The 18,280-nt window shown below is 42.4% G+C and carries 13 protein-coding genes and 2 pseudogenes; 9 read left to right on the forward strand and 6 right to left on the reverse strand.

All coding sequences use genetic code 11. The annotated features are described in order from the left end of the window. The first annotated feature begins 59 nt into the window (after positions 1-59). Positions 60-1,073 carry a UDP-glucose 4-epimerase GalE gene (gene galE / locus ED652_RS08485; protein WP_122054336.1) on the forward strand — a complete coding sequence of 338 codons (1,014 nt, stop codon included), beginning with the start codon at positions 60-62 and terminating at the stop codon, positions 1,071-1,073. Between the two features lie 361 nt (positions 1,074-1,434). Here galE and ED652_RS08490 read toward each other — a convergent pair whose 3' ends face one another. Continuing rightward, complete coding sequence (locus tag ED652_RS08490) at positions 1,435-3,573, reverse strand: TonB-dependent hemoglobin/transferrin/lactoferrin family receptor (RefSeq protein ID WP_122054337.1); 2,139 nt, start codon at positions 3,571-3,573, stop codon at positions 1,435-1,437. 224 nt (positions 3,574-3,797) lie between these two features. On the opposite strand from ED652_RS08490, the gene ED652_RS08500 reads away from it, so the two are divergent. Further along, positions 3,798-4,685 (forward strand): LysR family transcriptional regulator, encoded by an 888-nt coding sequence (locus ED652_RS08500; RefSeq protein WP_102515101.1) that lies wholly within the window; start codon positions 3,798-3,800, stop codon positions 4,683-4,685. Here ED652_RS08500 and ED652_RS08505 read toward each other — a convergent pair. Continuing rightward, positions 4,674-7,358, reverse strand: coding sequence for a bifunctional acetate--CoA ligase family protein/GNAT family N-acetyltransferase (locus ED652_RS08505; RefSeq protein WP_122054341.1), 2,685 nt, complete (start codon positions 7,356-7,358; stop codon positions 4,674-4,676). The two genes, ED652_RS08500 and ED652_RS08505, sit on opposite strands and share 12 nt — an antisense overlap. Before the next feature lie 216 nt (positions 7,359-7,574). Here ED652_RS08505 and ED652_RS08510 point away from each other — a divergent pair, with 216 nt between their 5' ends. Both ED652_RS08510 and ED652_RS08515 read left to right on the forward strand, forming a co-directional pair. Further along, the gene (locus ED652_RS08510; protein WP_122054343.1) at positions 7,575-8,138 is read left to right on the forward strand and encodes an SPOR domain-containing protein; all 564 of its coding nucleotides are present in this window, start codon (positions 7,575-7,577) and stop codon (positions 8,136-8,138) included. Between the two features lie 179 nt (positions 8,139-8,317). Then, on the forward strand, positions 8,318-9,313 hold the full coding sequence (locus ED652_RS08515) for a D-alanine--D-alanine ligase (protein ID WP_122054345.1): 996 nt from the start codon (positions 8,318-8,320) through the stop codon (positions 9,311-9,313). A gap of 63 nt (positions 9,314-9,376) precedes the next feature. Here ED652_RS08515 and ED652_RS08520 read toward each other — a convergent pair whose 3' ends face one another. Further along, on the reverse strand, positions 9,377-10,345 hold the full coding sequence (locus tag ED652_RS08520) for a tyrosine-type recombinase/integrase (RefSeq protein WP_102545870.1): 969 nt from the start codon (positions 10,343-10,345) through the stop codon (positions 9,377-9,379). 100 nt (positions 10,346-10,445) lie between these two features. Between ED652_RS08520 and ED652_RS08525 the strand changes: the two genes are divergently transcribed. The 3 genes and pseudogenes from ED652_RS08525 to ED652_RS08535 all read left to right on the forward strand — a co-directional run bounded on the left by ED652_RS08525 (position 10,446) and on the right by ED652_RS08535 (position 12,738). Further along, on the forward strand, positions 10,446-10,814 hold the full coding sequence (locus tag ED652_RS08525) for a DUF3319 domain-containing protein (protein WP_122054346.1): 369 nt from the start codon (positions 10,446-10,448) through the stop codon (positions 10,812-10,814). Positions 10,815-10,817: 3 nt separating this feature from the next. After that, positions 10,818-11,129: a stress response translation initiation inhibitor YciH gene (gene yciH, locus ED652_RS08530; RefSeq protein WP_009845368.1), complete on the forward strand. Its 312-nt coding sequence runs from the start codon at positions 10,818-10,820 to the stop codon at positions 11,127-11,129. A 302-nt stretch (positions 11,130-11,431) separates the two neighbouring features. Next, a pseudogene (locus ED652_RS08535) lies at positions 11,432-12,738 on the forward strand (ISNCY family transposase). A 208-nt stretch (positions 12,739-12,946) separates the two neighbouring features. On the opposite strand, the gene ED652_RS08545 reads toward ED652_RS08535, so the two are convergent. Continuing rightward, positions 12,947-15,205: a tetratricopeptide repeat protein gene (locus ED652_RS08545; RefSeq protein WP_162929931.1), complete on the reverse strand. Its 2,259-nt coding sequence runs from the start codon at positions 15,203-15,205 to the stop codon at positions 12,947-12,949. 185 nt (positions 15,206-15,390) lie between these two features. Between ED652_RS08545 and ED652_RS23955 the strand changes: the two genes are divergently transcribed. After that, complete coding sequence (locus tag ED652_RS23955) at positions 15,391-15,687, forward strand: DNA-binding transcriptional regulator (protein ID WP_254051688.1); 297 nt, start codon at positions 15,391-15,393, stop codon at positions 15,685-15,687. Between the two features lie 39 nt (positions 15,688-15,726). Here the strand turns inward: ED652_RS23955 and ED652_RS23735 are convergent, their stop codons facing one another. Beyond that, positions 15,727-15,885: a hypothetical protein gene (locus tag ED652_RS23735; RefSeq protein ID WP_157781559.1), complete on the reverse strand. Its 159-nt coding sequence runs from the start codon at positions 15,883-15,885 to the stop codon at positions 15,727-15,729. Beyond that, positions 15,882-16,070 (reverse strand): annotated as a pseudogene (locus ED652_RS08555) (hypothetical protein); the annotation flags it as partial. The pseudogene ED652_RS08555 and the gene ED652_RS23735, both read right to left, overlap by 4 nt. A 394-nt stretch (positions 16,071-16,464) precedes the next feature. Here ED652_RS08555 and ED652_RS08560 point away from each other — a divergent pair. Further along, positions 16,465-17,772: a GGDEF domain-containing protein gene (locus tag ED652_RS08560; protein ID WP_122054352.1), complete on the forward strand. Its 1,308-nt coding sequence runs from the start codon at positions 16,465-16,467 to the stop codon at positions 17,770-17,772. Positions 17,773-18,280 lie beyond the last annotated feature (508 nt).

The raw sequence follows: 18,280 nt of genomic DNA on the forward strand, positions 1-18,280 counted from the left end.
CTAAGTTGTTGTATCATAAGTGATAGGTTGAATAATTTTAATTAAAAGGTCTGCTAAACATGAATGTTTTAGTTACAGGTGGCATGGGCTACATCGGCAGTCACACAAGTATCCAAATGATCAATGCAGGTATGACGCCTGTTCTTTTTGATAATTTGTATAACAGCAAGCCGAGCGTATTAGAACGTATCGAGAAAGTGTCTGGCGTTCGTCCTGATTTTATTGAAGGCGACATTCGCGATAAAGCACTGCTGATTGAAACCATGGAGCAACATAACATCGAAGCAGTCATCCACTTTGCTGGTTTGAAAGCGGTTGGCGAATCTGTTGCTAAGCCTCTTGAGTACTACGACAACAACGTAAATGGTTCGCTAGTTCTTGTTGATGCAATGCGTGAAGCAGGTTTGAAAACACTGGTATTTAGCTCTTCAGCAACGGTCTACGGCGATCCTGCGAGTGTGCCTATCACCGAAGATTTTCCAACAAGCGCAACCAATCCTTACGGTCGTAGTAAGCTAATGGTTGAAGAGTGCTTAACCGATTTCCAAAAAGCCAATCCAGATTGGAGCATTACACTGCTGCGTTACTTTAACCCAGTAGGTTCACACCCAAGTGGTGAGCTAGGTGAAGACCCGCAAGGTATTCCAAATAACCTAATGCCATTTGTCTCTCAAGTGGCTGTAGGTCGTCGTGAATTCTTATCAGTATTCGGTAGCGATTACCCAACAAAAGACGGCACTGGCGTACGTGATTACATCCACGTCATGGATCTATCTGACGGTCATATCGCGGCACTTGAGAAAGTAGGGCGTAAAGACGGTCTTCATATCTATAATCTTGGTACAGGCAACGGTTCAAGTGTATTGGATATGGTTAAGGCGTTTGAGAAAGCGAGCGGCAAACAAATCCCTTATCAACTGGTCGATCGTCGCCCGGGTGATATCGCAGAATGTTGGGCAGATCCGGCAAAAGCTCAGAAAGAATTGGGCTGGAATGCGACACGCACACTGACTGATATGACCGAAGATACGTGGCGTTGGCAGTCAACGAACCCTGATGGTTTCCCTGGTTGATCTAGTCGTTTCATGAATAGTTAACGTACAAAAAGATGCTTTAGGGCATCTTTTTTGATCTAAATCGAATAAAAAGTAAATTAGTGGTTAAAAAGTATCATTCTGTATTCGTTGTGTTACTATGCTCGCGAATTATATGTTTAATGTTAATTTTCTTTGGAGTTAATCATGGAACTAGGCCTAATCATCACTTTCATCATTGCTGCTGCAGTAATGGTTAAGAAAGAAATGGCAGAGAAGTAAGACGTAATTTCACTTAGTCCTTTTTGATACAATTTTTAGTGAAATAGATAAAAGCCAGCATTAAGCTGGCTTTTTAGTTTCTGCTACATTAGTTTTTCTGTATCAGTTAGTTAACGAATTAGAATTCGTAATTTGCAGATATTCCCCAGTTACGGCCAGGTTGAGACTTAAAGTCTGTATTAAACTTAGAGGCCTGTGTACTACTAGACGTTTCACTGTACAACCAATATTTCTTGTCCAGCGCGTTAAATAGACCAGCTCGCAGAGTCAAATCCGTGATAGGACGGTAATAAGCGGTTAAATCGACAACGGTGTACCCAGCTACATCGACCTTGTCGTCAGCGTTCCACTCATCCTTCGCAGCAACCATTTTAATATTTAGAGCTGAACCGAAGGTTTCTCTCTCAATACCAAGACCAATTGTTCCTGTTAGAGGTGCTACCGAATCAATTGATTTTCCGTTAGATTTATCTTCACCGTCAGCATAGGCTACAGCCAAACGAGTGTATGTACCGAATGGTGCGTCTAGCAGGGTATCAAGGTTAATTGTTGAAGAAAGTTCTGCACCATAAATCGTAACTTTATCTAGGTTTTCTTTGGTAATTACGTCTCTACCGTTTTGCTCCCCCGTTTTCGTCTGATTGATGAAATCGGTATAGTCGGTGTAAAAAGTGCTAAGTTCGAAGCGAGCGTGTTGGTTGCTGCCACGAAGGCCAAACTCATAAGACACACTTCTTTCAGCTTTTAGATTAGGGTTTGCTTCAATAATAGCGCCGTTGTTATAGAAGTAATACAAGTCATAAACTGAAGGAGCTTTAAATCCTTGACCGATTTGACCAAATACAGATAAGTTGTCGTTGATGTGATAAACCGAACCTAGCTTCGCTGTGAATGCATCATCTTCATTCTTTTCATATTCCGTGGTGTAGCCTTCATCTGTTGATGGATCAGCAACAAACGAGTCATAACGAAGACCACCGGTTACAATCAACTTATCTTCCATGAAGAACGCTTGATCCTGAACAAACACACCCCATTGCGTGATTTTTGCATCAGGGATACCCGTACTACCTGGAGTAACGGTGCCTCGGTCAAACTTATGATCGGTGTTGTCTAGCTCAAAATCATTTTGTAGGTAAGTAAAACCGTAAGTAAATTCATGATCAGCGCCGTCGATATTCACTAACTTAGAAAGTTGTGTATCAAGCTGCATGTTTACGTCTGATGCATCACGTTCACGTAATCGGCGACCACTTGATGGTGTCGTGTCGTAGTTCTTATTAAGAGTGCTTGAGTCCTGGTAGCTAAGAGACCAGTCTAACGAATCCGCGATAGACGAATTCAACTTAAGCTGTTGCTCTAATGTTGCACGAAAACGTTTGTTGGTGTCTTCGTTATAGTTATCAGTGTATACAAAGCCCGGCATAAGCTGGTAACCATTGTAATTCAACTCATCCTCATCATATTGGCGCTGATAATGCTCTAAAGTTACACCAATCTTGTTTGAATCCGATACATTGTAGATTGCTTTAGCTAAGAAGTTACTTAATTCCGTATCGGCTGGGTTAGAAGCACCACGATCTGGACCTTCAATGTCACTTCCTGATGAATGAGTTTCTGTCTCATGACCTTGAGCGTATGTCGCCATAACGATAGTTTCTAACTTATCTTTACGCATCGCCCATGAAAGTGTGTTTTTAAACTGTTCATCAGCTGACGTATAGCTAGATTTGATACCAAAACGGTTCTCATCACCATCAGTTCTAAGCATATCTTCTGGGTTCTTCGTTCTTAGCAGTACAGCACCGCCAATTGCATCAGAACCGTACAATGTAGAAGCTGGCCCTTTATTTACCTCAATGACACTCAATGTGTCTACTTCAATGGCGTTTGAATATTTACGCTGTTCTGTAGCGCCAGGGTTGTATGGGGTTGGTTGTTGGACACCATCGATCATCAATTTAACGCGATCACCTTCAACACCACGGATATTGAAACCCGAAATACCAAAGCGGCCACTGCCTTGCGCTTCTACGCCTGGAGTGTATTGAAGAGCTTGCTTTATGTCGTTAGACATTTGATTATCAATATCTTCTGACGATACCGATTCAATTGAGCTTGAAACATCTTCTTTGTTTTGCTCGGTACGAGTTGCCGATACAACAACCTCGTCAAATAGGGCATAATCTTCAGCAAAGGCTGAGGTTGATGAAAGCGCTAAAACGATTGAAGCAGAGAGTAGGGATTGCTTATACATTTGATAGTTACCTTAATTCCATAGTATTATCTTGATTTGCGAAAGATAATATTGGTTCTAAATGATAATTACTATTATTTGCATTTAAATAATTTTCAATTTTATCAACTAATTCATAATTAATATTCTTAAATAGCTGTATTAAAAAGACTTTTACAGTTCCATTTATAGCCTGAATGCTTCTGTTTTTGTGATTCAAGTCTCATTTGTAAAGTAGGGAAGCTATGCATAGTCCAATAACACTTGAAGCATTACACATATTAGATGCCATTGATCGTCGTGGGAGTTTCGCAGCTGCAGCGAATGAAATGGACCGAGCACCTTCTTCATTGAGTTATCAAATCCAGAAGTTAGAACAAGATTTGGATATCATGATTTTTGATCGCTCTGGCCACCGCGCTAATTTCACGGAAGCGGGGCAGTTAATATTAGAGCAAGGCAGGATCATTCTTGGTGCCACCGAACAACTCGTGAACGACGCGAGTATTCTTGCCAATGGTTGGGAGCTGGATTTAACTATTGCCTTTGATGGCATTATTCCAATTGCTAATTTCTTCTCGTTGGTCGACGAACTCGGGAAAATCAGCAAAACACGTGTTCGTTTACAAGAAGAGATCTTAGCTGGTTGCTGGGAATCCCTCACGGATGGCCGTGCAGATTTGCTTGTTTGCCCCAAGCTCGACACGATTCCAAACGATATGAAAAGTGACGTGATTGGTAAAATGGAAATGGTATGGGTCGCGGCATCAAACCACTACGTTCATAAACGTTCTGGCGAGTTCGATCAAAAGGCAAGGGAAAGTTACAGGGTTATTGCAATTGCGGATACTGCACGTGAACAACCAGCTTTGAGTCGCAACATTCTAGAGAAACAACCTCGTTTAACCGTGACAAGCTTCTCTGCAAAGGTAGAGGCTCTAACAACTGGATTAGGGATTGGCACCTTGCCGAGTAGTATAGCTAAACCGCTGATTGAATCTGGCGTTCTACAGCAGATTTCGGGTACAGAACCACAGCCGATCGATATCGTCATGGCTTGGCGACGCAACAAAATGGGCGACGCCAAATCTTGGTGTATTCAACACCTTAAAAAAACATGGTCACTCAAATAGCGGTAACACCATATCAGCAGTGCCATCTTCAAAACTGATGTCTAGCTCAAAACCAAGCTTTTGAGCTAGTGTTAGCATCCCTCTATTGGTTGGCATAGTCATTCCAGACATTTGCTTGGTCTGTTTAGCACGACAGTAATCAATAACCTTGGTCATCAAAATGCGTCCTAAACCGACGCCTTTTAGATCGGAGCGTATCAGAATCGCGAACTCTGCATCGGTGTTTTCTGGGTTAATCAGTGCTCTCGATACACCAATAATCGCAGGCACGCCTTGTTCCTTACGGACGACCACAAACGCGATTTCTCTATCAAAATCAATCTGAGTAAAATTAGCCAACGCCTCATGATTGAATTCACCAACATCACTAAAGAAACGCTTATAGAGATCCTCTTTGGATACTCGATTAATAAAATCCGCATGAAGTGGTTCATCTTCAGGAAGAATAGGGCGTAACAACACTTCTGTGCCGTCCTTGAGTACAATATTCTCCTCAAGTTCGACTGGATAAGGTCTAATCGCAAGACGTTCTTGAGGATCGCCTTCGTACGCTTTCAATATGATATCGGCATCCAAGATCGTGAACTTGTCGCCATTGGCCAGTACGGGATGAATATCCAAGTCATGTATTTCAGGGCAATCCACTACCATTTGCGATATACGAACTAGCAATTCAGAGAGCCCTTCAATATCGATCGGGGTAGGTAACTTTTGCAGTCGAATCTTGCCACTTTTTATCGCCCTAATGATCAAGTAACGCGCCAGTGTCATGTTAAGCGGTGGGAAAGCAGCTGCGGCATCAATCGATTCATCCCACTCAGAGCCACCTTGGCCAAGTAAAATGATAGGGCCAAAGGTTTCGTCCGTTGTGACCTTAACTCGCAGCTCTTGGCCGCCCGCAAGTTTAGCCATACCTTGAATCAACAAGCCATGGATATGAGCGGTCGGGAACGACAATTGAGAGCGATCGAGAATCGCCTGAGCGGCATTGGCGACTTCACTACTGTTTCGTAAATTGAGCATCACACCTTGAACGTCCGACTTATGCGCAATGTCTGGCGAGCGAAGTTTTACGGCGACCGGGTAACCGATCGTTTCGGCAATATGTACCGCTTCGCTTGGGTCGGAAGCAATCCAAGTTGGCAATACTTCAAGGTTGAAGTGCTTGAAAAACTGACTGTTTTGATGGGTATCAAGACTAACTGTATCTTTATCCAGTAGTTGGCGCTCTATCCAATTTTTGGCATCTGCCAAGTCTTCAATGTGCACTTTTTCTGCCGTGGTCGGCGTTTCCATTAACTGACGTTGGTTGCGTCTGTACTCGACCAAGTGCATGAATGCGACCACTGAACTTTCAGGCGTTCGATAGGTTGGGAAACCCGCTTCCGTAAACAGCTTTCTCGCTGGCCTTGCTGTTAGCTCACCAGACCAATTTGTTAAGATATTAAAGCGCTTGTGGCGAGGATGCTTTTTAATCGCTTCAATAATTCGCTCTGCTGTTTTGGCTGAATGTGCGACCGCAGAGGGGCTGTGCATGATAAGAATGGCATCCGCTTCATCGCCATCGAGCAAGATGTTTATGGTGTCGATATAGCGTTGATCGCCAGCATCGCCAACAATATCGATAGGGTTGCTCTTAGACCAACTCGATGGCAAAACCTTACTGAGTTTATCGAGCGTATCTTCAGATAATTCTGCGAGTTTACCCCCGCGGTCAAATAGGGTGTCCACGGCCATAATTGCAGGACCGCCACCATTGGTCACTATAGCAAGACGCTCGCCACGTAAAGGCACTGAGTGAGTCAGTGTTTCTACTGCAGCAAACAGTTCATGTAAGTTCTTAACTCGCAACATACCACTACGTCGGATCGCTGAATCATAGATAATGTCTAAGGTATCAGCACCACCGGTATGTGCCATTGCTGCCGCTCTGCCTTTCGCTGTTCTACCGCCTTTTAACACCAGAATTCGTCTATTACGCGAAGCCGCACGCGCCGCAGATATAAAGCGCCTCGCATCGCTAATACTATCGACATAAAGCAAGATTGCTTCAGTGTGCGAATCGGTACTCAAATAATCCAATAGCTCTGAAAACTCAATGTCACTGCCATTACCTATCGAGATAAAAGCAGAGAAGCCGATCTCTTTGTCGTTAGCCCAGTCAAGGATCGTGGTGCAAACCGCCGCAGACTGAGAAACAAACGCGATTTTACCTGGCAGCGCAGTTACCGGAGAGAAAGAGGCATTTAAATTTAACCAAGGGACAATAATCCCCAAGCTATTGGATCCAAGCACACGAATGTTGTGTTTTTTAGCAATCGCTAGGCATCGTGCATCATAAGTTTCGCCATTATCGCTTTGTTGCTGCATGTCGGAAGAAAGCACAATGACAGAAGCTATGCCTTTCTCGGCTAACTCTTCAAAAATAGCCACATTACGGGTCGCATTGGTACACAGAATCGCAAGGTCAGGCACGATAGGCAGCGACAAAATATTTTTGTAAGAGAGTACGCCTGCCACCGAGTCGTATTTTGGCGTAACGGGCATCACCGCACCTTTAAAATCCCCGTGCAACAAATTGTTCATGACGGTATATCCCGCACGCGTTTCTCGTTGAGAAGCACCAACAACAGCGATTGAACGGGGTTTAAGGAGGGGATCAAGATGATTCATAGAGATATCCTAGCAATGCACGTAAGTTCATCGTAACTTACTTTTCACTCATGAGTTGATGGCAAATTCACCGAATTCAGATGAATAAGCAAACACTGCATAAAGTTTGTGAAATAGGTCACCCACTAATGGTGTATAATCTCAAAGTTAACTTGATTCTAAACCGACGTATCGGCATGATTTATAGTAATTATTATTAAGGATATAGAGCTTTCCATGAAAAAATTTGCAATTGCGACTTTGCCACTGCTCTTGGCTGCATGTGTATCTGACGACTACGTGACTAATGTAACTTCAGATAGCTATCAAGAAGAGTACAAAACTGCCAAAGTTGCAGCTCCAGTTGTATCTCAATCTGAGCAAACAGGCGTTGTTGAAGAGAATGTCGTCAACGTTATCAAGACCCAACCTGTTGAACAGAAAGTGACTCTAACGACTAGGGCTAAACCCGTTGCAGTAGTAACAGGCCCAACCAAGAAACAGCAAGACATGAACCAGCGTTTTGGTTACACAGTTCAAGTTGTTGCTGTTGGCAGCCAAACTAAAGTCGATTCTTTCGTGAAAATGCTACCAACGACTTCTCAACCAGTTTGGGAAAACTATAAAATGGTTAATGGCACTAAGTGGTTCACCGTCCTTTACGGTGATTACGCGACACGCTTAGAAGCTAAAAAGGCTATCTCGACTCTGCCGACCACTTTCCAAAACTTGAAGCCGTTCGTTAAGAGCATTGATGACATCAAGAACTCTGAATACCCAACACTTAACAAGTTGAACTAAGTTTTAATTCAGAAAGAGGGAGCAAATGCTCCTTCTTTTGTTTTAAGACCAGCAGTTTTGTTTAATAGTTAATCGCTCGATCTTTCGAACACAATTTTAACGTTCAAAACACTGTACCTATTTCGACTTTTGTTTATCATTGAAGTCAGTATTCCTAGTTTCAAGGACCGAATTTACCCATGAACACCATTAACATCCTTCTACTTTGCGGCGGTGGATCTTCAGAGCATGAAGTATCTTTAGTTTCAGCCAATTACCTTTTTGAACAACTGAATAGCGTTACAGATTTTAACGTTGTGAGAGTTGAAATTAAAAACGAAGGCTGGTGTCTTGATTCTGGTGAATTGGTTTATCTTGATATCAACAATCAAACCTTACGTGGCGACAACCTAGAGTCTAAAGTCGATTTCATTGCGCCTTGTATTCACGGCTTCCCGGGTGAAACAGGTGACATCCAGTCACTGTTTGAACTGGCAAAAATTCCGTATCTAGGTTGTGGTTCTGAAGCAAGTAACAACAGCTTCAACAAAATCACTTCAAAGCTTTGGTACGACGCTCTTGGCATCCCAAACACGCCGTATCTGTTTTTATCAGACAACAACGACCAAGCTCATTCACAAGCGACTCAAGCTTTTGAAAATTGGGGAAAAGTGTTCGTGAAAGCGGCTCGTCAAGGTTCTTCTGTAGGTTGTTACCAAGTTAACCAAGTGGAAGACTTAAGCGAAGCGATCAATAAGGCGTTTACCTTCTCTGATCAAGTGCTGGTTGAGAAATCAGTTGTGCCTAGAGAGCTCGAAGTTGCCGCTTATGAAATCGATGGTGAGCTACACATCAGCAAACCGGGCGAGGTGATTGCACCGAATGGAGCATTCTATTCTTATGAAGAGAAATACAGTGCAGACAGCCACTCAATTACTGAAGTGGAAGCAAGTAATCTAACGGATGAACAACGTGAATTAATTGCAGACAGTGCACGCAAAGTATTCACCCAAATGAAGCTTCGTCACTTGTCTCGTATTGATTTCTTCTTAACGCAAGACAATGAGATCTACCTGAATGAAGTCAACACCTTCCCAGGTATGACACCAATTTCCATGTTCCCTAAAATGGTTGAACATGATGGCCACAAATTCAGCCAGTTTCTAGAGAACTGTGTGAGAACGAGCATTTCTTAGTTCTTCCAAAATATGTTAGCGAGTCTTACACCACTGGCTAAAGAACATAATAGTGCCTTGAGCTTATTGCCAAGGCACTAGTGCTTTAAACTTCATCTTCTCACTTTCAGCCGTTCCAGAATAACCCACATATTGCGCAGGCATTGCAGGGCTTAGCCAACGACCAAAATCCTGAATCTCCCTTACCTTAAGGCCTTGTTTCGACAGCTCTTGTGCAGCACCCACGCGAATCGAGTTCCCAGAGAAATGGTGGTTTTCTGCAAGTTGAAGTAAGTCGCTTGCTCTTCTCAATATTCTGTAGATCGACGAATCATCTAACGGTTGTAGGCTGATATTCTCATGCTTATCTATCGCGCGAAACACGGGTAACTCATCTTGTGTCCCAGTAAACGCAAACCAACGCTGAAGTGCAGCACTTGCAACTTGCGACAGCCGATACGCTGAATCTTTTACTGTAATCTGGTAATCATTTTCAACGCACTCGACATTACCCATTGATAACGCCTTAAGTTCTGAGCGCTTTAAAGCACACTCAAACATCACATTATAAATGGCGATATCTCGGATCTCTTTTAAGCTCGATTTCTCATTTGAAAGTAACGTGTTTAACTCAGCGAGGTGTGCAGATGTCATGGCATTGGTTTGCTTAGCGTCGCCGGCCATTTGAGCTTGCAAGTGGAGCAGGGTAAAACGAACTTGTCTGTGCTTGATTGGGTTGGCAAAGCTCAACACAGTATGCAACAAACTAAGCGTTGCAGTGTAACGTTTTAAAGATGCGTATTTTCTATCACTGGATTCAGTCTCAAGAAAACGACGAACAGCAGTAATAGAGGCAGGGAGTGTGTTAATACGGTTTTTAGTGCAGAACGCATGGTAGCGATTCCAATCACTGTAGATACCCAGTAGTGAGTTACGAGAATACTGATATCCTGTTAACTCATCTATAATTTCAATTGTCGCGTGCCTGTTCAATTTTTCAACAAATGAATTAATTGTCACGGAGTCGGTTAAAATAGGGACTTTTTTTCTCAAATTACCGTACCTCAACAGGTGTTTTTACCATATTATGCTTGATATCATTATAAGTATACTTATGATTAATACAGTGAAAACAAAAAGATGATTAATAGATATGGCTAATTCAATTTACCGTAGCGTCCATCTGCAATCGATGGATGCTAACAACACCATTTGGCGTGCTAAGTTAAAAAACAATGTTATTCAGGGCAACCTAGCTGCCGTGAAGAAGAGTATTGATTGGTGGATTGACACCGCGTCTATTATTGACCCTAAAGAGTTCACTGCATTAAATAAGTCGAGAGGAACTGGTGGCCTAACTGAAAACTTCAACGGCTATCAGATCAAGAATGACACCAGTGAGCCTAACGCGTGGTATTGCATGTTTAACGGGCGTCTTATCAAAGGCGGCAAGATTGCAATCCAACGTCATATAGAAGCTTACTTACTCGCAAAACAAAAAGCAGAGCAACAAAAGAAGTAATTTATGAGCCTAGTATATTCAACAGAAACAGGTCGCATTAAGCCTGAAGAAGAGAAAGTCCAACGTCCTAAAGGCGATGGTATCGTTCGAATCCAAAAAGAAACCAAAGGCCGTAAAGGCAAAGGCGTTTCTATCGTAACGGGCTTAGACCTAGATGACGCACCATTAAAACTAATGGCAGCGGAACTCAAAAAAGTGTGTGGCTGCGGCGGCTCAGTAAAAGATGGCAACATCGAAATTCAAGGCGACGCTCGTGACAAGCTCAAAGCGCATCTAGAAAAGAAAGGCTACAAAGTTAAATTTGCTGGCGGTTAAGCTCTAACTAATGCCAGGGGTAAAATCGAAGATTATTATCACTGGTTATTAGGTATTTTATGGTAAATAGCCACTATGGTTAAATACACAGTATAATTCAGAGATTATCGACACAGAATAAAGGCAGGGCATCACACAAAGATACCTGCCTTATAAACGCCAAAACCAATTTAACATAACGTACATAATACGCAGTGACGGTGTTAGAGCAATTTAGTAATATCCGGTTTGAGCCATTTTAAAATGTCCTCCTAAGCTTACCTATATTGGTCTGCTTAGGAGTTATCCGGATGCTTATTACTATGAGTGAAAAAGATATTCAGCGATTCAAGGTGCTTACTGACGTACGTGAAAAGCGACTACGCCAAGTTGACGCTGCTATCATTTTGAATCTGTCTGCGCGTCATATCCGACGTTTGGTAAACAAACTTGTCTCTCTTGGCGCTCAAAGTCTTACACACGCAGCGCGTGGACGCCCAAGTAATCGACGCTACTCAGAACATTTCAGAATTGAAATACTGAAACTTATCCGTGAGCATTACTCTGACTTCTCACCAACGTTCGCTCTGGAAAAACTGACTGAACGACACAATCTATCCGTCTCTAAAGAAACACTCCGTCAATGGATGATCGCCGACGGACTGTGGCTTCCACATTCACAACGCAAATCTCGAGTCTATCAGCCTCGTTACCGTCGTGATTGCTTGGGCGAACTTATCCAAATTGACGGCTCCCATCATGACTGGTTTGAAGGCCGCAGCGACAAATGTTGCCTATTGGTGTTCATTGATGATGCAACTGGCCGTTTGATGAACCTAAGATTCAGCGAGACAGAATCCGCATTTGACTACATGTTGACCATGCGTGAATACCTCAATGAGCACGGTAAACCCATCGCATTTTACAGTGACAAGCACTCAATTTTTCGAGTGAATCAGGAGAAACACAAACAAGTTGGCCAAACTCAATACGGGCGCGTGCTGAAAGAACCAACCTCACGCTGCAAGACCGGCTGGTTAAAGAGATGCGCTTACAAGGTATCGACACCATCGAACAAGCCAACGCCTGGCTTCCCTACTTCACCGCCGATTTTAACCATCGCTTTGCTAAGCCCGCTCAATACCCAAAAGACATGCATCGTCCGGTTCGAGAGTCCAAGCAAGAACTCGACGATATTTTCAGTTGGCAAGAAACCCGCAAGCTCTCAAAGTCGCTGACATTTCAATACGATAAAGTGATTTATCTCATTGAACCTACTGAAGAAAACAGCCGACTAGCGCACGAACATGTCAAGATACTCGACTACCCAAACGGTGAAATCGCCATCCAATACGGGCATCGAAAACTCGAATTCAAAACCTTCGACAAACTCGAGCACGTTCAACAAACCCAAATCGTCGACAACAAACGCCTCGGCCAAGTTTTAAAGTTTGCTCAGCAACAACAAGAAGAATTCGAACAACAACAGCAACGAACCCGCAGTAAGAAAGCCCCCAAACGCCGTGCACAGCAAAGAGCCCTTCAAACAGCCCCTCGAACCATCAACCCAGTGCTCATAGCCTCCAGTCGAAAGACCCAACAAGGAGACATTTCTATTTGGGACAAATGAAGCGGCCTTTCTTTATCGCAAGCGACTTGCGGCCTTGTATGCCTGTAGACGAAACACAACAAAGGAATGGTGATTCTACGGATTGGGTGAGATGTACGTAATTCTAAGAGCCTATCGCTACGCGATAAATCTAGGAGGAAGCAAAGGCAATATTTTCAGAAAATATAAAAAGGCCGCATCTAGATCACGATGTGGCCTTTGACTTTAATTAACGATAATTAACATTTGAGCGAGTGACTTCTGTATTGAAAAAACCGTTTTCTTGAAGCCTTTTGCGTAAGCTCAGCTCTGCTATTCTTGGGTTTTGAACTTTCGGTCCGATGATAATCTCTGAATCTTCATGAGTAAATAAGATAGGACCAGTAGATTTATACAATTTCCCAACGTCACCTTCATCTATAAATACTTCATCTAAAGATAAACGCTGAATCATTCTAACCTCTTGTTCACTTGAGTATTGTTCATCTTTAAATAGGTATACAACCTCGCTAAGCATATAGAACATCGTTTTTTTAATTTCATTCTGTATATTCGGCTGAAGATTAGCTGCGATTTCATAAAGAGGTTTTAATGCTATTAATAGACTTTTGAGGTCTGTTTCTTTGTCTTCCTGATCGTATTTCACTTTATAAAGTTTATACAAATGCTCAGTCTCATATTGCTTGTTGGTATCAGTATCAGTATCAGTATCAGTATCGGTATCACTATTAGTATAGGCTTTTGCTTGCGACCAGATATGCATGTCTGTTTGAGTGATGTTGATTTTTAGGCAATAACCATCTCCATCATCACTGTAAGCACGCCATAGGTCCAATCGGTCATGTGCTTTTGTAAATGATGCCATGTAGGTCGCAGCTTTCTGTGTTAAATTTAAGCGCAAATCTAATGCTTCAGTCATAAAGTCTGCAACATCTTGATACTGAGAATCAAATGAACGAGTTTTAATTATTGAATCTAAGCTTTTCCCTTCACTAGGGTCATTCATATAATCTTCGTGATACAAGCGGATAACATTTCTACAATCTTTCGTTCGCTCTTTTGGTAAAATGCTTTGAATAGCTGGCCAACGAGTAAAATGATAAATCGGTTGATTTTCCGTATATTCGCTCGACTCCATGATTTTGATAATAGCTTCCTGGAATAGCGAAAAAGCTTTCTTTATTTCCTCTTCTACACACTTACTCACACGTGCTTTTGTTAGTGCTGGATATACATGATTCTTCAAGGAAGGATGCGGTATGTATCTATACGCGTCTTTTTCCCCTGCATCGTAAAGCATCTGGAATAGCTCTTCGGAAATCGCTTGATTTTCTTCACCTTCACTTTTTCTAATGTTCAAAGCTATCTTGAACATTGCCTTGTAGTTGCCTAATTCAGCAGCCTTTTCATAGTATTCAATTGCCTTTTCGAATGACGCGTCAACATCCTCATCATGTTCATAATGTATAGCTAGATTAAACATTGCCTTGCTATTGCCTAACTCAGCGGCCTTTTCGTAATATTCAATTGCCTTTTCCAATGACGGCTCGACACCTTCGCCACGATCATAAATTAAACCTAGATTATACATCGCGCTGCTATTACCTAAATCAGCAGCCTTTTTATAGTATTCAATTGCTTTTTCCAATGACACGGCAACACCTTCACCACGATGGTAAGCTAAACCTAAACTAAAGGTAGCTTTGCTATTACCTAGCGCATCAGCCTTTTCAAAGTATTCAATTGCTTTTTCCAATGACGGTTCATAAATTTCTCCACGCTTATAAGCTAAACCTAGATTGAACAATGCTTTTCTATCATCTAGCGCAGCTGCTTTTTCATAGTATTCGATTGCCTTTTCCAATGATGGGGTAACACCTTCACCACGATGATAAGCTGCACCTAGATTAAATATTGCCTTTCTATGACCTAATGCGGTGGCTTTTTCATAGTATTCAATTGCTTTTTCCAGTGATAGGTCAACACCTTCACCACGATGGTAAGCTAAGCCTAAACCAAACATGGCTTTACTATTTCCTAGTCCTGCGGCCCTTTCATAGTATTCAAATGCCTTTTCCAATGACAAGTCAACACCTTCACCACGCTTATAAAGTAAAGCTAGATTAAACAGAGCTTTGTTATCATCTAATGCAGCGGCCTTTTCATAGTATTCAATTGCCTTTTCCAATGACGGGTCAATATATTCACCACGATGAAAAACAAAAGCTAAATTGCACATTGCTTTGCTCTCACCCAAAGCGGCGGCCTTTTCATAGTATTCAATCGCCTGTTCTATCGACTGTTCAACACCCTCACCGCGTTCATAAGCAAAAGCTAAACTAAATATTGCTCCGCTATGATCTAAGCTAGCTGCCTTTTCATAGTATTCAACAGCTTTTTCGAATGATTGCTCAACTCCTTCTTTACCAGACTTATAATCGCGGGCCAGATTGAACAAACGTTCTGCATCAGAATGTATTTCTTCCATGTGTTGCGTGACACCTCTATTAACTGCGTTACCGAAGACGGTATACGTCATAACTTACTAAAATAATTGGATAATTATACCTCCAATTGTCAAATAAACACCTTATTAATAAGAGTTACGTATAATACAAATCGTTCGTAAAACCTCCAGATTGTTTCTTTTCACGTCAGTTAAGGCAACGAGCTATGGAACCATCCAAATATAAGTACCCTATTACGGCTAAACTGATACGTGATGCGCGTTTACGTTCTGGCCTACAGCAGAAAGACTTCATTTCTCAAAACAACCTTGAAATCACTCAAGCTACCTTTTCGCGTTGGGAAACGGGACAGGCACAAGTGCCCGTTAATGCTAAGCGCCTTATCCCTTATATAAGATGCAAAAGGAGCCACTTTATAAGAAAGTGGCTCCTTTTACCTACGCTTCTTGTAACGGTTCCGGGTCGTATTCGCCCCATCTCTAAGCGTATAGCCTTTCATTAGCTGGCCGTTTTGTTTTCGGCCTTTGCTTTAGGAACATTTCTAGCCATTAGGATCCTCCAGTTTTCGTATCCGTTGCTCTTGGTCTTGCTGCACTCGTTTAATCCAGTTGATGTCTGTTTTCAAAGCTGCAATTGTGCCAAGGCTTGAGACTCCACCTGTAATAAGTGCAATGATTAACGCATCAAGGTACGCCATCACTTCACTTTCCATCGAGACGCATAGTACTCCAGTAGGTATCGAACCATTGCGCGCATGCCTAGCGTATCAACCACAACGGCACCAACTACAAACCAATAAGGGTTAGGGATGTTCTGCAGTGCATTGAAGCCTTGTTCTACATATAGCGCGTAATTGGAAATGAAAGACAAGATGACTGGTACGAACGCTCTCATAGACAACAAAGTGTTTCGATAAAACGAGACCCAAAAAGTGACACTGCAACATAACTGCCCTCCACTTTAATTGATGAACAATACCAGTGGCCTCGTGGCTCATGGTCACAGCTAGCCATAAAACCCGCACACACCACTCTGATTAATAAAAACTGAACCACTTAAAATTTAACTGTATAAATATACAGTTAAATTATTAACCCCGTAAAAACCGCACTTATTGAGTAAATAACATTCAGAATCAAGGGGCTGCGTTCAATATTTAAACTTGAATTTGGTCTAATGGTGCGCTTTCCTGTATAACCGTCAGTTCTGGATCAGTTTTGGGTATAGCTCTTTTATCAATGCTAATACTCTAATCTTCGATTGCGCCAACTCTAAGGCATTGCGCATTACATTCGAATCACGTGTACGGGTTAGTATCATGAGCGACAAAGCATTCCGAAAACTCAACATATTCCTTTCGATTTTTTGCCTAGCAATCACGCTAATATCGTTGGTCTCATTTAATACGCTCATGAATAAGAGCTACGTTATTACACCAGACAAATACCCTACACGCGTTAACACAGACAGAGACCACGACGGTGGCACCGTAGGCTCATTACATAAGACAGAAGATGGCATTGAGTTACAGTGTGACTTTGAGCGAACCTATAGCTTGCCCTTCTGTGAAATTGAATTCGTTATATCGACACAAGGTAAAGGGCTCGATCTCTCTACTTTCGATTCGGTCACCATTAATATGGATTACCAAGGCCAAGAAGACCCAAGGTTTCGCTTCTACATTCGTAATTACGACAAGAATTACAGCGTGAAAGGCGATGCTATGTCGAACAAGTTCAATCGCTTAGACTTCTCGTTACCAGATGCAAGCCACATTGATTTGGGCTACTTCAATGTCCCTTTCTGGTGGATTGATCATTATAACCACCCTGTTTCTGATAGCGCGGTAGACATTACAAACGCGGTGTCTGTTGAACTTGGGCTTGGTGCCAGCACGCTTGATGGGCATCACTCACTTAAGATCTCGAGCATTGTTTTCCACGGTAAAATCATCAGTAAAGCTTTGTTAGGTGAGCTTTTGGTTGGATTATGGGTGACCTATGCCATCTATTATATAGGTTGCGCATTACATATCGCACAGCGAAGCAAGACGCTCGCAGCAGAGCAACAACGCTATTTAACCCAAGAAATTAAAGAGCTAAAGGTGAAAGCCACAACCGATCCGTTGACCGGTTGTAGGAACCGAACCGAAGCGTTAGATACCTTCTATGATTTCGAATGGCTGGCGCAACAAGGAAAAACCATTCACATCGCGCTGTTTGATTTAGACCATTTTAAGCAGATCAATGATCAACATGGCCATGAAGTGGGTGATAAAGTACTTATTCAGTTTGTCGCAACAGCTAACGAGAGCCTTGGTGAGCAGTACTTGCTTTATCGCTGGGGTGGTGAGGAGTTTCTACTCGTTTGCCTAGAACAAACTGCGCTACAGTGTAACGAATCAATCGATAATTTTTACCTAGCAATGGACCAAAGCCCTTGGCCTAAAGCGCTTAAAGTTACGGCTTCGACCGGAGTAACGCAACTTAAGGAGCATGAATCGATACGTACTGCCATCAAACGTGCAGACCAAGCACTCTACCAAGCGAAAGACAACGGACGAAACCAAGTCGCTACATTTTATTAAGGCTCGTTAGACTGGACTGCAGTTACACATTCAACTCTCTGCCGATACTCAATCAGCACGCAATCAATACCTTGTCGATATCGACTCTCCACTTAAAGAAGCCGTTAGGTTTTTAACCGCTGTCTAAATAAGCTCATAAGCTTTGTTGTCTCCTCAAAATTCTAATCGATTCGGATACTTCTAAGCGCGCTCTCATCACCTGTAATGAAACCACCTGTAATAACGTTATCAATGGCATTCTCCGGTTGATACGTATCGTCTGAATCGCTCGATAAACAGCTCTTCCTTACGCCTCTAAGCTTCTCCTAAGCGGTAGTCAGTCGCTCGCGATATCGGTTTTGAACATTACCATCACGACTTATCTCGCACTGTTCTTAGATGAAATCCTCATTTGTCTGCTTCTGAACATTCATGCACTTGTATCCGCTAAAAATAGAAGTCACAACGTCACCAGCCTTAAAAAACGCCACATATTGAACCACTTAGGTGGGGTGACATAAATACTGAC

It is taken from the genome of Vibrio sp. Evd11 (genome assembly GCF_900382755.1).
GTDB classification, from domain to species: Bacteria; Pseudomonadota; Gammaproteobacteria; order Enterobacterales; family Vibrionaceae; genus Vibrio; species Vibrio lentus.